At 70.8% G+C, this 13,039-nt stretch carries 11 protein-coding genes and 1 riboswitch; of the genes, 5 read left to right on the top strand and 6 right to left on the bottom strand.

Annotated elements, in window-relative coordinates; translation table 11 throughout:
• Positions 1-3 precede the first annotated feature (3 nt).
• Entirely contained in the window at positions 4-2,103 is a 2,100-nt protein-coding gene (locus CLV67_RS29560; protein WP_170154055.1) for an MMPL family transporter, read from the bottom strand.
• 453 nt (positions 2,104-2,556) lie between these two features.
• On the opposite strand from CLV67_RS29560, the gene CLV67_RS29555 reads away from it, so the two are divergent.
• On the top strand, positions 2,557-3,045 hold the full coding sequence (locus CLV67_RS29555) for a MarR family winged helix-turn-helix transcriptional regulator (RefSeq protein WP_106324142.1): 489 nt from the start codon (positions 2,557-2,559) through the stop codon (positions 3,043-3,045).
• A 69-nt stretch (positions 3,046-3,114) separates the two neighbouring features.
• Complete coding sequence (locus tag CLV67_RS29550; protein WP_203737362.1) at positions 3,115-4,527, top strand: MFS transporter; 1,413 nt, start codon at positions 3,115-3,117, stop codon at positions 4,525-4,527.
• A gap of 54 nt (positions 4,528-4,581) precedes the next feature.
• Here CLV67_RS29550 and CLV67_RS29545 read toward each other — a convergent pair whose 3' ends face one another.
• Both CLV67_RS29545 and CLV67_RS29540 read right to left on the bottom strand, forming a co-directional pair.
• Positions 4,582-5,136, bottom strand: a complete 555-nt coding sequence (locus CLV67_RS29545; RefSeq protein WP_106324265.1) for a LysM peptidoglycan-binding domain-containing protein — start codon at positions 5,134-5,136, stop codon at positions 4,582-4,584.
• Positions 5,137-5,138: 2 nt separating this feature from the next.
• A riboswitch (cyclic di-AMP (ydaO/yuaA leader) is annotated at positions 5,139-5,312 on the bottom strand.
• A 110-nt stretch (positions 5,313-5,422) separates the two neighbouring features.
• A complete protein-coding gene (locus CLV67_RS29540) occupies positions 5,423-6,400 on the bottom strand; it encodes a CPBP family intramembrane glutamic endopeptidase (RefSeq protein WP_170154054.1) in 978 nt (325 codons plus the stop codon).
• A gap of 114 nt (positions 6,401-6,514) precedes the next feature.
• Between CLV67_RS29540 and CLV67_RS29535 the strand changes: the two genes are divergently transcribed.
• From CLV67_RS29535 to CLV67_RS29525, 3 genes are all read left to right on the top strand, one after another.
• A complete protein-coding gene (locus CLV67_RS29535; protein ID WP_106324263.1) occupies positions 6,515-7,018 on the top strand; it encodes a GNAT family N-acetyltransferase in 504 nt (167 codons plus the stop codon).
• Positions 7,019-7,029: 11 nt separating this feature from the next.
• Entirely contained in the window at positions 7,030-7,317 is a 288-nt protein-coding gene (locus CLV67_RS29530) for a hypothetical protein (protein WP_106324135.1), read from the top strand.
• 178 nt (positions 7,318-7,495) lie between these two features.
• A complete protein-coding gene (locus tag CLV67_RS29525) occupies positions 7,496-8,209 on the top strand; it encodes a MerR family transcriptional regulator (protein ID WP_106324133.1) in 714 nt (237 codons plus the stop codon).
• Here CLV67_RS29525 and CLV67_RS29520 read toward each other — a convergent pair.
• The 3 genes from CLV67_RS29520 to CLV67_RS29510 all read right to left on the bottom strand — a co-directional run bounded on the left by CLV67_RS29520 (position 8,196) and on the right by CLV67_RS29510 (position 12,864).
• The gene (locus CLV67_RS29520) at positions 8,196-10,901 is read right to left on the bottom strand and encodes a beta-galactosidase (RefSeq protein WP_106324131.1); all 2,706 of its coding nucleotides are present in this window, start codon (positions 10,899-10,901) and stop codon (positions 8,196-8,198) included. The two genes, CLV67_RS29525 and CLV67_RS29520, sit on opposite strands and share 14 nt — an antisense overlap.
• Before the next feature lie 26 nt (positions 10,902-10,927).
• Positions 10,928-11,974, bottom strand: coding sequence for a rhamnogalacturonan acetylesterase (locus tag CLV67_RS29515; RefSeq protein WP_170154053.1), 1,047 nt, complete (start codon positions 11,972-11,974; stop codon positions 10,928-10,930).
• Between the two features lie 68 nt (positions 11,975-12,042).
• The gene (locus CLV67_RS29510) at positions 12,043-12,864 is read right to left on the bottom strand and encodes a glycerophosphodiester phosphodiesterase family protein (RefSeq protein WP_106324129.1); all 822 of its coding nucleotides are present in this window, start codon (positions 12,862-12,864) and stop codon (positions 12,043-12,045) included.
• Positions 12,865-13,039 lie beyond the last annotated feature (175 nt).

The raw sequence follows: 13,039 nt of genomic DNA, 5'->3' as shown, positions 1-13,039 counted from the left end.
CGGTCAGCCCACGGGGACCCGCGGCTCGGACGCGGCGGAGGCCAGCCCCGGCCGCCACCAGTTCCACCGTCCGAGCAGTGACATCGTCGACGGGAGCAGCAGACCGCGCACCACCGTGACGTCCAGCAGTACCGCCACGGTCATCCCGACGCCGATCTCCTTCACCGCGACCAGTTCGCCGAGGACGAAGCCGAGGAAGACGATGCCGATCGCCAGGGCCGCCGTGGTGACGACCGGACCGGCGGCGGTGATCCCGGCCAGGACGGCGCGGTCGTTGGCCGCCGCGTCGGTGGCCGTCCGGCGGTCCCATTCCTCCCTGATCCGGGCGAGCAGGAACACCTCGTAGTCCATGGACAGCCCGAAGGCGAAGACGAACAGCAGCAGCGGTGTCGTCAGGTCGAGCGCACCCCAGGGCTCGAAACCGAGCACGCCGGCGCCCCAGCCCCACTGGAAGACCGCGACCAGCACACCCATGGTCGCCAGCAGCGTCAGCAGGTTCATCACGATGGCCTTGACCGGCACGACCACCGAGCGGGTGAGCGCGAACAGCAGCGCTCCGGTGGCCACCACGATGATCGCCAGGGCGACGGGCAGGCGGTCGGCGACGGATCGTTTCGCGTCGGTCAGCTCCGCCGCGGGGCCGGCCACCAGTACGGGGGCGGGTGCGTCGAGTGCGCGCAGGCCGGCCACCAGCTGCTGGGCCTGCCGGCCGTCCGAGGCTCCGGTGGGCACGACGTCGGCGACGCTCACCCCGGCCGGCAGGCCGGACCGCACGTAGACGCCGTCGACGCCCGGCAGCTTCTCCATGGTGTCGAACAGCTGCTTGACCTCCGGGCGGTCCGGACCCGCCTCGACCACGACGGTCAGCGGCTGCTTCGGCGGGTCGGTGAACCTCTCCTGTGCCGCCTCGTACGCCTGACGTGCCTCACTGCTCCTGGGCAGCACGCGGACGTCGGAGTTGGCGAACTCCACGAAGAGCAGCGGGGCGCTCAGCACCAGCAGCCCGGCGACCACCGCCAGCGCCACCGGACCCGGCCGCCGCTGAGCCAGCCCGGCCAGCCGCACGAGAAGACCGGGGCCTCGCGTTCGGCTGCGTGCCGGGATCCGCCTGTGGGCGACCGCGATCAGCGCGGGCACGAGTGTCGTCCCGGCAGCGGTCGCCAGGACGACGACCAGCGCTCCGCCCATCGCCATCGCGGACAGCATGGGGTCGCCGAAGGCGAACAGCCCTGCCAGCGCCGCGGCGACCGCTGAGCCGGACACCAGCACCGCACGGCCGGCGGTGACCACCGTACGTTCGACGAGCTCGGCCATCGGCGCGCGCGGATCCGCGGCTCGTTCCTCCTGGAACCGGGCGATCATGAGCAGGCTGTAGTCGACCGCCAGCCCGATGCCGAGCAGGGTCACCACGTTGACGGTGTACTCGCTGACCGGCATCAGGCGGGCCAGCCCGGTCAGCGTCAGCAGCGTCGCGGTGACCGCGCCCACGGCTGCGCCCAGCGGCAGCAGGCCGGCCACGAGGCCGCCCAGCAGCACGATCAGCAGGATCCCGACGCAGACCAGGGCAACCGATTCACCGACGGCGGCGTCCCGGACTGCCTGGTCGCCGAACTCCCGCTCGGCGAGCAACCCACCGCCGATCAGGATCTCGGGGGCGTCGATGCGGCGCAGGGCGGCGCTCACCTGATCGGCGACGCGCAGCGCCTCGTCGTCGCTCAGGCCCGGTTTCAGCTCCACAGTGATCAGAGAGCCCTGGTTGTCGGTGGCGATCTGCCGCGCGCCCGTGGTGTAGGAGTCCTCGACCTCGGCCACGCCGGGGATCTCGCGGATCTCGAACGCGATCCGGCTGACGCTGTCGACGAGCGCGATGGCGCCGACGTCACGTCCGGAGATCACCGCGACCACTCGTTCGCCCTCGGGCGACAGCGCGTCCAGGCGATCCTGCGCGACGGCCGCCGGAGCTCCGGCCGGCAGGGAATCGATCGACTGCGTGCGATCGTAGACGGAGCCACCGAACACCGCGCCGGCCAACGCGACCACGAGCCACACGACGATGACGATGCGACGTCGGGCATGGATGAATCGACCCAGCCCAGCCGGCATGACGGCCTCCTGACCGGTGCTGGAAGGGCAGCCCCGGCACATGAGATCATCGCGGCCCGGCGACGCGCAACCATGTGGACGACGCAAGGTCCACTGAGGTCGGCCGCGACACCTCAAATCCGCTTTTCGGTACGGGCTGGGCAGTACCGCCGAATCGGGGCAGTCCCGGACCACAACGCGACGCCGGCGATCCACACGGCCGCCAACGCGCCTTTCGGGCTGAGGCGATGGGTCACCGGCCGTGTCGTACCGCTGCCTCGGGCGCTGGTGGGACCGCGGTACGACACCGCCGGTGGGGTTCGCCTTCGGCCCGGCGCGGGCCCTGGGGGCCGGGACGGGCCGCCCGCGTCGCGGCGGAGGTCCGGGTACGTGCTCGTGCGTCTGGGCCGGCCGTAGCCGTACCGTAGATTTTTGGATTATCTGTTGCGGAACTATCGTGGCTACGCTGGGGATATGACTGCGATGGCGCCCACCCGGACCGAGACGGACCTCTCGTTTCTGCTGGATCACACCAGCCACGTGCTGCGTTCGCGGATCGCGGCGGCGCTCGCCGAGATCGGCCTGACGGCTCGGATGCACTGCGTCCTGGTGCACGCGCTCGAGGAGGAGCGCACGCAGATCCAGCTGGCCGAGCTCGGCGACATGGACAAGACGACCATGGTGGTGACCGTGGACGCGCTGGAGAGGGCGGGGTATGCCGAGCGGCGGCCGTCGGCCACGGATCGGCGCGCGCGGATCATCGCGGTGACCGAGACCGGCGAGGCAATCGCGAAACGGAGCCAGGAGATCGTCGACGGCGTGCACCGCGACGCGCTCCAGTCGGTGCCGCAGGACGAGCGCGAGGTTCTGGTACGGGCTCTGAACCGGCTGGCCACCGGACATCTGGCGACACCCGCGGAGAGCGCGCAGCCGGCACGGCGGGCACGGGAGCGCGCCAAGTAGATCCGTCGAGGATCGTCTACAACAAAACTATCTGCTAGGGTCCTTCCCATGAACTCCTGGGGAGGATCCATGCAACGCTGGACCGCGCTCGGTGTGCTCTCCGCCGCCGGGCTGATGACCATCCTCGACGGCAGCATCGTCACCGTGGCGATGCCCGCCATCCAGCAGGACGTGGGCTTCTCCCCCGCCGGGCTGAGCTGGATGGTCAACGCGTACCTGATCCCGTTCGGCGGCCTGCTGCTGCTCGCCGGACGGCTCGGTGACCTGATCGGCCGCCGAGCGATGTTCCTGGCCGGGACCGCGGTGTTCACCGTCGCCTCGCTGCTCGCCGGGCTGGCCACCGGACCGGGAACGCTGATCGCCGCCCGGTTCCTGCAGGGCGCCGGCAGCGCCATGGCGTCCGCCGTGGTGCTCGGCATCCTGGTCACGCTCTTCACCGAACCCGGCGAACGTGCCAAGGCCATCGCGGTCTTCAGCTTCACCGGCGCCGCCGGGGCGTCGATAGGCCAGGTGCTCGGCGGGGTTCTCACCGACCTGCTGAGCTGGCCGTGGATCTTCTTCATCAACGTGCCGATCGGGGCGGCCACCATCGCCCTGGCCCTGCGCGCCCTGCCGCGCGATCGAGGCGCCGGGTTGTCCGCGGGCGCCGACCTGATCGGGGCGGTCCTGGTCACGGCCGGCTTGATGCTCGGGATCTACGGAATCGTCAAGGTCGAGGAGTACGGCTGGACGGCCGCGCACACCCTCGGTCTCGCCGCGGTGTCGCTGGCCCTGCTCGCCGGGTTCGTGGCCCGTCAGGCGACCGCGGCCCAGCCGCTGATGCCGCTGCGCATCCTGCGCTCGCGCAACGTCGTCGGCGCCAACCTGGCCCAGATGCTGTCACTGTCCGCGATGTTCGCCTTCCAGGTGCTGGTGGCGCTGCACATGCAGAAGGTGCTCGGCTACAGCGCCCTCGAAACCGGCCTCGCGATGCTCCCGGCGGCGGTCGGCATCGGCACGATCTCGCTGTTCGCGTCGGCACGGCTGAGCGCCCGGTTCGGTGCCCGGACCGTGCTGCTCGCCGGCCTGGTGCTGCTCATCTCCGCGATGGCCCTGCTCAGCCGGATCCCGGTGGACGCCGCATACGTCACCGACATGCTGCCCGTCATGCTGCTGATCTCCGGCGGCGGGCTGGTCCTGCCGGCCCTGGCGACTCTGGGCATGTCCGGCGCCCGGGAGAGCGACGCGGGGCTCGCCTCCGGCCTGTTCAACACCACCCAGCAGGTCGGGATGGCGGCCGGTGTCGCGGTCCTGTCCACGCTGGCCGCTGCCCGCACCGAGAATCTGCTGGCTGCGGGCAGTGCCCCGGCTGAGGCCCTGACCTCGGGATACCGGCTGGCCTTCACCACGTCGGCCGGTCTGCTGCTCGCTGCCCTGCTGGTCAGCGTCCTCGTGCTGCGCCGCAGCCCGGCCGCGGTGCCCGCCCCCGCCACAACGGCCTGAACCCGGCCGCCCGCCCCGGCAGGCCGGCTGAGGGGCGGGCGGACCGGACGAGCGTCAGAGGCGGATGCGCTGGCCCGCGAAGATCAGGTTGGGGCTCTTGAGCGTGCCCTTGTTGAGCGCGTAGAGCGTACGCCAGCCTCCCTTGACCTTGAATTTCCTGGCGATGGACGCCAGCGTGTCGCCGGAGCGGATCACGTAGGTCTTGCCCGTGGCCTTGGCGGTGCTCTTCTTCTTGGCCGTGGTGGTCGTCTTCTTGTAGACGCCGGCCTTCTTTCCGCAGGTCGGCCAGGGCTTCAGGCCACGCTTGGCGTAGAGCTTGTTGGCGATGGCGATCTGCTCGGCCTTGGTGGCCCTGTCGGCGGTGGGCGCGTACCTGGCGCCGCCGTTGGACTTCCACGTGCTGCGGCTGAACTGCAGGCCGCCGTAGTACCCGTTGCCGGTGTTGATGTGCCATCGTCCGCCGGACTCGCACTTGGCGACGACGTCCCAGTTGACCTGGCGGGCGGCCTGGGCGGGCGTTGCCGGGCCGAGCAGGATGCCGGCTCCGGTCACCGACGCCGTGGCCAGAACCAGGGCAAGGCGCACTCGTCTACTACCGATCCGAGACATGGAGATCCTCCACGCCTGCGAGGTGAGCTGTCGGGTTCGGGCAGAGACGGCCCGGCCGTTTTCGATCACGGCTTCACCCCGAGGCGCGTCACACCCGCGCCGTGAAAAGTGGGTCCCCCGCTCCTGCCGTCTGAATCGCGTCTGTGGCCGGCGGCAGGATTCGGCGGTCCGTCCACAGTGCCCGCGTCGCGGGACGGCCCGACGGTAACCACGTCGATGGGCCGGGAACCAAGCGCAGAGCCCTGGATAGTGACGTTCTTCTCAGTATTTGCCCGCTTTGATCTTGTTAGTGCCCTGAAATGCCGGACACTGCGCTTATTCCGTTCTGATCCGAATAATGCGCATTCAACGGGGCAGAGACCGGGGTGACGGTGGCGAGTCCGCGGCGTCGGGCCAGCCACAGGATCACGGCGGCGAATCCGATCAGGACCGGCGCGTCCACGACGACCGCCTGCCACGGCATGTCGGCCGCCGTCTCGTCGATGGTGAGGTCCCCGAACGCGGCCGCGAGCACGCTGCCGATCAGGTTGTTCATGACATGCAGGGCGATCGCCGCCTCGAGGCCGCCGGTGCGTACGGTCAGCCAGCCGGTCACGACGCCGAAGACGACCAGGTCGGCGAAGCCCCATGGGGTGCCCCAGCCGTGCAGAGCCGCGAACACCGTCCCCTGGACCACGATCGGCAGCCACGGGCTGCGCAACCCCGCGCCGAGCCCCTGCAGCAGCCAGCCGCGGCACACGTACTCCTCGGCCGCGGCCTGCACCGGAACCACCAGCAGCAGCACGGCCGTCGAGATGAGGAACGGGCCCCAGCCGGCCAGCGGATCGTCCAGTCCGGCGTCCTCACCGCCGGTGACCACGGACAGCGCGGTAGCACCGGCGATGAAGACCACGATGGTGACGGCCGCGACCGGCAGGCAGATCATCAGCCACCGCCAGCGGAGCCGCCCGGCCACCGATGACAGGGTCCCGGCCGGCCGTTCCTGGATCCAGCGGGCCGCGAGCAGCGTGAACGGCAGGAACACGGCGATCGTCAGAAATCCGACCGTCAGGTCCGGCAGCGCACCGAAGCTCGCCATGCCGTCCGGTCCGTCGGGACGCCCGGCGATCTCCGCGGCGACGGTGTACGCCCCGTACACGATGATCATCGCGAGGAACCCGAGCAGGACGATGAAGACGGTGCCCAGCGCGGTGCGCCACCAGCGGTGGCCGGCGGTGCGGGCGAGGCGGTGGTACGGCGTGCCCGGCGGCGGAGGAGTCAGCATGCGGAGAATTCTCGTCATCGGTGGCCTTCGGCGGATCTGGCCGGAGCCGGATTCGCATCCCTAACCTCAGATATAGACGTGCCCCGCCACCTGCCCGCGGGCAGAATGCCGATCATGGAACCACCCGAGATGATCAACGCCGGTGAGCTCGTCCTCAAGCGCTGGGAACCGGAGTGGTCCGGCGAACTCGCCGCGGCCGTCCAGGAGTCGGTGCCCGAGCTGCAGCCGTTCCTGCCGTTCGCGACCGACGACTACGGGCTCGCCGAGGCACGGTCCTTCACCGAACGCTCGGTGACGAGCTGGGCGGAGGGCACCGAGTTCAACTACGCGGTCTTCACCACGGTCGGCGACCTCATCGGCTCGATGGGCCTGATGACCCGCCCCGGTCCGGGAACGCTGGAGATCGGTTACTGGCTGCGCACCCCGTGGACCGGCCGCGGCCTGATGACCGCGGCGGTGCGGGTGATGACCCGGGTCGCACTGACACTGCCCGGCGTCGAGCGGGTTGTCATCCGGCACGACCCCGCCAACGGTGCCTCGGCCGCGGTGGCCACGAAGGCCGGTTTCGTCGAGGCCGGCCGCGACGGGGACGACGTCGTCCGCGAGTTCCGCCCGTAGGGTCTGTTCGTATGGAATCCACCGACGACGGGCGCTATGTCGTGATCGACGGGCGGCGGTGGCGCGCCACCGACCCGGAGATCCCGGAGGAGGCGGCCGCACGCCTGCGCAAGGCCTTGATGGCGGCCCGCCGCGACGTCGGCGCGGCGCTGCGGGCCGACCGTGACCCGGCTCCCGCCCGAGCCCGGGTGCAGGCCGCGAAGGTGGCGCTCGGCGAGCGTGGCACACCGTGGTGGGAGCAGTCCCCGGACGAGCGGCGCGAGCGCTGGGAGCGGGGCCTGCGCGACCTCGAGGCCTGACCCGGCCTGTTTTCAAGGCGGCCCGGCCTGTTTTCAAGGCGGCCCGGCCTGTTTTCAAGGCGGCCCGGCCTGTTTTCAAGGCGGCCCGCCCGCCCCGGTTTTCATGGCGGCCCTGCCGGTTTTCAAGGCGGCCCGGCCCGCTTGACTCTCAGGTGGCCTGAGGCTCGAAGCTTGCCGGGTGAACGGTGATGATCTGCTCAACATCGGCGCGTTCGCTGCGGCGACCGGCCTGACCGTCCCCGCGCTGCGCCACTACGACGAGATCGAGCTGCTCAAGCCGGCCCGGGTCGACCCGGGCACCGGCTACCGGCGATACCACCGGGACCAGCTCGACGATGCCCGCCTGATCTGCGGCCTGCGGGCCGTGGGCGTGCCGCTCGACGAGGTCCGGGCCGTGGTGGGCAAGCCCGCCGGACGGGTACGGCCGGCGCTGGACGCGCATCGGGAACGGCTGGTCGCCCAGATCCGTGACGTGTCACAACGGATCGTCGCCGTCGACGAATTCCTCGAGAAGGGAATGCCGATGCCGACATTGCAGACCATCCGCCCGGTGCAGATCCGCGTCAGGGTCGCCGACGTCCGGAGGGCGGCCGCGTTCTACACGGCCGCGTTCGACGTCGTGTTCAACGAGGCGATCTCGTCGGTGCAGTTCGGGACGTACCGCACCGACCGCTTCTTCCTGATCACGCTGGAGGAACACGGCCTGGAGGAGCACGACGTCACCACGCCAGGGCGGTTCGGGCTGCTCGTCGGCGACGTGGACACGGTTCACCAGCGCGCGATCGGGGCCGGCGGCGCCGAGGTGCATCCACCGGCCGACTTCGCGTGGAAGCCCCGAACCTCCTGTGTCAGCGACCCGGACGGCAACCTCATCGACCTCACACAGGGATGACGGCGACACCGCGGCCCGGCAAGGACTCCGGAGCGCCGGGCAGATCGGACAGGCCGACGGGCTCGTCGGTGCGGTTGATCAGGAACCGGACCGGGCCGCGGATCGCCAGTTCCACCTTGCCGCGCAGGCCGGGTGGCAGTTCACTGACGACACCGGCCGGCGTGAGCAGGTCCTCCAGGATCAACCGCAGGCCTTGCGGCCCCAACCGGGTGGAGACGTACGCCGCGGAGCCGCCGCCCACCTCACGCCGGGTCACCGCCGCTCCCCCGTCGGCGTAGGCGGCCAGGACCTTCGCGGCCGGATCGGTGACCTCCACCCGCTCCGACCAGAGGGACCCGGCCGCGCCGTTGGTCAACGGCACCGACACGCCGTCGGGCAGCGGCGCGAACTCCTCGACCCGGACGCCGAGCAGATCTCGCAGCGCCCCCGGATAGCCGCCGAGCCACGCGTGGTCGTTCTCGTCGACGATCCCCGAGAAGTACGTCGTCACGAGGTGGCCACCGCCGCCGGTGTACTCCTCGAGGCGCTCTCGCAGCGGAGCCGGGACCACGTGCAGGATCGGGGCCACGACCAGCCGATATCCGGTCAGGTCGGCGGCGACCGGCACCACGTCGGCACGGATGCCCAGGTCGAGCAGGGCCGTGTACCAGTCGAGCGCCTCCTGGCGGTACCGCAGCCGGTCGGTCGGGTGCGAGTCGAGCTCGGAGGCCCACCAGGATTCGTAGTCGACGACCACGGCGACCTGCGCCGGCGTACGGGAAAGGCCCGCAACGCCCGACAGCGACCGCAACCGCCCGCCGAGTTCGGTGACCGCCTGGAAGATCGCGGACTGCTCCCCCGCGTGCGGCACCATCGCCGAGTGGTACTTCTCGGCCCCCGCCCGGGACGCACGCCACTGGAAGAAGCAGACCCCGTCGGCGCCGTGCGCCACGTGCGTGAGCGAGTCGCGGGCCAGGTCGCCGGGCAGCTTCGGCGGGTTGACCGGCCGCCAGTTGACCGCGCTGGTGGAGTGCTCCATCAGGAACCAGGGCCGCCCGGCTATCAGGTTGCCGCACAGATTGGCCGAGAACGACAGCTCGTCGAGGGCCTGCGTGCCGTGTCCGATGTAGTGATCGTTGGCGACGAAGTCCACCTCGGCGGCCCAGTCCGGGTAGTTCATGCCGTTGATGTCGCCGGCGACCATGAAGTTCGTGGTAACCGGCACGTCCGGGGTGATCTCGCGCAGGATCCGCCGCTCGGCGAGGTAGTGATCCTTGAGCGCGTCGGAGGAGAACCGCTTGAAGTCCAGCTGCTGGGTCGGGTTGACGGGCCCGTTGGCGTGCCGCGGCGGCAGGATCTGCTCCCACTCGCCGTACCGCTGCGACCAGAAGTCGGTGCCCCAGGCCGCGTTCAGCATGTCCAGCGTGACGTAGCGTTCGCGCAGCCAGACGCGGAAGGCGCGGGCCGCGTCGTCGGAGTAGTCGTGAACGTTGTGGCAGCCCAGCTCGTTGCTGACGTGCCAGGCGGCGAGTGCGGGGTGACCCGCGTACCGGTTGGCGATCGCCCGGACCAGTCGCAGCGCGTGCTCGCGGAACACCGGCGAGGTGGGCCGCCAGTGCTGGCGGGCGCCCGGCCACACGGTGCGGCCCTCCCGGTCGACCGGCAGGATCTCCGGGTGCTTCGTGGTGAGCCACGGTGGCAGGGACGCGGTCGGGGTGGCCAGGTCGACGAGGACCCCGTTGGCGTGCAACAGGTCGACGACCTCGTCGAGCCAGCCGAAGTCGTAGCGGCCCTCGGCCGGTTCGAGGCGCGCCCAGGAGAAGATGCCGAGCGAGACGATGGTGACGCCGGCCTCGCGCATCGCCCGCACGTCCTCGGCCCACACCTCGCGCGGCCACTGCTCGGGGTTGTAGTCGGCGCCGAACTCGATGCGGGCCTCGCCGTCCCGCCGCAACCATTCAGGAGCCTTCCGCGGTACGCGCAACGCGCTTGCGAAGAACCCGAGTGAGGCGTCGTCCGCGGCCGGGGCGTCGTGCGGCCGGTTCAGGTGCCCGTGCGTGGTGCCCGGGGCCACGAAGGTCTCGGACGGCACCCCGGCCTCACGCAGCTGGCGTTCCAGCAGCTCGCCGGAGGGCCGCAGGTCGTCATCCTCGGAGAGGAGGATATGTACCGCCGGCAGCCCGTCGAATCGCGCCGAACCGGGCAGCGCGTCGGCGGGGATGTCACTGATCCGGCCCACATAGTTGCGGACCATGTCCTCGATGCCCTCCAGGCTGCGGCCATGACCGAGCGTGGGCGTCGGGAAGTGCAGGAACGGATAAGCCAGCAGGATCAGGTCGGGAACCACGTGCTCACGGGAGCGCAATGCCGTGGCCAGTGCCAGCGAGGCTCCCGCACTGGCGCCGCCGATGGCCTTGCGGGCCGGGAGGTCCTCGCGCCCGGTGACCCAGGTCCACACGGCGTGCACGTCGTCGACCGGCACCGGGTAGCGGACGCCGCCGACCGCGAGCCGGTAGCCGACCGACACGACGATCGCGTCGGCACGGCGGGCCAGCTCGGCGGCCACGTGGTCGGCCTCCGGCATGTCGAGGTCACCGTGCCGGAAGGCGCCGCCGTGAGCCCAGACGAGCACCGCCCCGGCGGGCCCAGCAGGCTCGTAGATCCGCACCGCGACGGGACCGTGCGGTCCCGCGATCTCCTGATCAGTGGCCACTGAACCCCCCTCAGCTCTGAAACGATTTATACACGGAACCGGACAGCCGGCAGCATCCCCAGCTCCCTGAGACGGTCCAGGACCAGCCGGCCGATCTGATCCGCGCCGTACTCGGAGAAGTGGGTGTTGTCGCGCTTCTCGTCATACAGGTAGATCGGCTTGGACGCCTCGGTACCCAGCGACTCGACCAGGGCGGCGCTGTCGGCGGTCAGGTTCACGTACGGGACGTCCAGCTCGGTCGCGACCGCCTCCATCTCGGCGGGCAGGTCCACGCCCAGCCCGTTGACGTGCCGGGCCACCGGGGTCAGCCGCCCGGTGCCGTCGAAGAGGCGGCGCACCGGCGGGCTGACCGGCACCGGCCTGGCATGCGCCGCCCGCAGCCCGGTGATCATCCGGGTCAGGTTGGCCCGGTAGTCCCCGGCGGTCGTCGCCTTGTCGTTGTGACCGAACTGGAGCAGCACCACGTCACCTCTGCCGACCCGGGGAGCCATGGCGCCCCAGAGACGCGGGTCGGCCAGGAACGAGCCCGTGCTCTCGCCCGAGTCGGCGTAGTTGGCGACCGTGACTCCGCGCCGCAGATGCTGCGGGACGGCCTGTCCCCAGCCGGTGTAGGGCGCGATGCCCTGGTCGCAGACGGTCGAGTCGCCGGCCAGGAACAGGTGCGGGGCCCGGCGCGACGCTGGCCGGACCGTGATCCGGCCGACCTGCGGCGCCGCACCGCTGAAAGTCAGCGTGAGGCCCGGAGTCCCGAGGGTGTCCAGCGTCGGCTCACCCTCCGGCTCCCGGACGTCGACGCTGAAGCCGCCACGGGCGAATCGGCCCGCCTCGGTGACCGTCTCAGCGAGCATCATCCGGCGGGCCTCGGCCCGCACCGCGGTGCTGCCGGGCACATCGGGGCTGCCCAGGACGAGCGAGACGTCATAATCCCCCGGCGGCACGTCGTAATGGCAGACGATCGGGGCGACACCGCTGCACTCCCCCGGAACCGGGGTGTGGCCGGGGCTCGCGAGCGCCGGAGCCGGCACGGCGACCACGGCGGCCGCACCCAGGGTGATCAACCGAGACCTCTTCATCGCATCCTCCTCGTCACGCCTCCCGCCTTGAAACGTTTACATTGATGGAAACCGATTGGTCAAGCGCGTCACGCCGAACAGCCGACGCCGGCCTGCGAGGTCAGCCAGACGCGATACTCCCGGGGATAGCTGGTGAACACCCGGCTCGGGCCGGTCGCCAGCACCGAAGCCCACTTGGCCTCATTCCCGAAGGCGGGCAGGGGCGGCTCCTGCCAGGCGACGCTGTCGGTCCACTTCGGGCGGTTTACGAGAACCGACGACAGCCCGAGCGCGGCCGCCCGCGTGTTCAGCTCGGCCGCGACCGCCGTGTCGTTCGAATACATCGTGATGGCCTGACCCGCATACCGCTCCTGCACGGGCGCGAGCAGCTCCGACCAGGCCCGCGCCTTGATCGCGGCGTCGCTGTGCAGCAGGGACTGCCGCGCATCACCCTTCACCTCGAGGTAGGCGTTGAGCCCGTTGGCCTTCGCCGAGTTCAGCCACTCGCGCAACGTGTAGACGGTCTCCCCGGCATAGGGGCCGACCTCGATGGTGCGCCCGGAGAGCATGGTGCCGCCGGTCGCCCACCACAGCTCGGTGATCTTGTTATTGGAGCCGGTCAGCTTGCCGGTGGTGGTGTTGTGCCACATGACCGCCTTGGTGCCGTCCCGGGTGAGCTGGACGTCCGCCTCCACGCCGTCTGCACCCCAGCCACTCTGCGCCTGCAGTCCTCGCGGATGGTGGGGCTGGCGCACCTGGTCGAGGGCGACGGTGTCACCGCTCGCCGGGTAGCCACCGTGGCCGTAGACCTCGGGACAGGCCGGCAACGCGGCGACGGCGGGCCCGGACAACGGAACCATCCCAGCAGTGACCAGCAGGGCGGCGACGACTCCGGCAGACTTCGGGCGCATCCTCAAGATTCACTCCCCGTAATTGATCGACGCATGGACACTAATCGACTCCCAGCGTCGCGAAGGGGTTCGTTGGAGCAGGCCAGCCAACCTGCGTGCCGACCCACGGGTCTCGGCCGGTGTCCTCTCCCCGCTCGTCGGCCGGGCCAGCGTCGCGGATCCCAGCGCGCGAGGG

This window comes from Actinoplanes italicus (assembly GCF_003001815.1).
GTDB classification, from domain to species: Bacteria; Actinomycetota; Actinomycetes; order Mycobacteriales; family Micromonosporaceae; genus Actinoplanes; species Actinoplanes italicus.
The sequence above is the reverse complement of the archived record's forward strand: the minus strand, read 5'-3'. Positions and strand labels throughout refer to the sequence as shown.

Bases quoted from the DNA above. Each gene is read 5' to 3' on its own strand.
- CLV67_RS29550 (WP_203737362.1), top strand. From the start codon at position 3,115: ATGCAACGCTGGACCGCGCTCGGTGTGCTCTCCGCCGCCGGGCTGATG.
- CLV67_RS29540 (WP_170154054.1), bottom strand. From the start codon at position 6,400: ATGCTGACTCCTCCGCCGCCGGGCACGCCGTACCACCGCCTCGCCCGC.
- CLV67_RS29560 (WP_170154055.1), bottom strand. From the start codon at position 2,103: ATGCCGGCTGGGCTGGGTCGATTCATCCATGCCCGACGTCGCATCGTC.
- CLV67_RS29510 (WP_106324129.1), bottom strand. From the start codon at position 12,864: ATGCGCCCGAAGTCTGCCGGAGTCGTCGCCGCCCTGCTGGTCACTGCT.
- CLV67_RS29545 (WP_106324265.1), bottom strand. From the start codon at position 5,136: ATGTCTCGGATCGGTAGTAGACGAGTGCGCCTTGCCCTGGTTCTGGCC.
- CLV67_RS29515 (WP_170154053.1), bottom strand. From the start codon at position 11,974: ATGAAGAGGTCTCGGTTGATCACCCTGGGTGCGGCCGCCGTGGTCGCC.
- CLV67_RS29530 (WP_106324135.1), top strand. From the start codon at position 7,030: ATGGAATCCACCGACGACGGGCGCTATGTCGTGATCGACGGGCGGCGG.
- CLV67_RS29535 (WP_106324263.1), top strand. From the start codon at position 6,515: ATGGAACCACCCGAGATGATCAACGCCGGTGAGCTCGTCCTCAAGCGC.
- CLV67_RS29555 (WP_106324142.1), top strand. From the start codon at position 2,557: ATGACTGCGATGGCGCCCACCCGGACCGAGACGGACCTCTCGTTTCTG.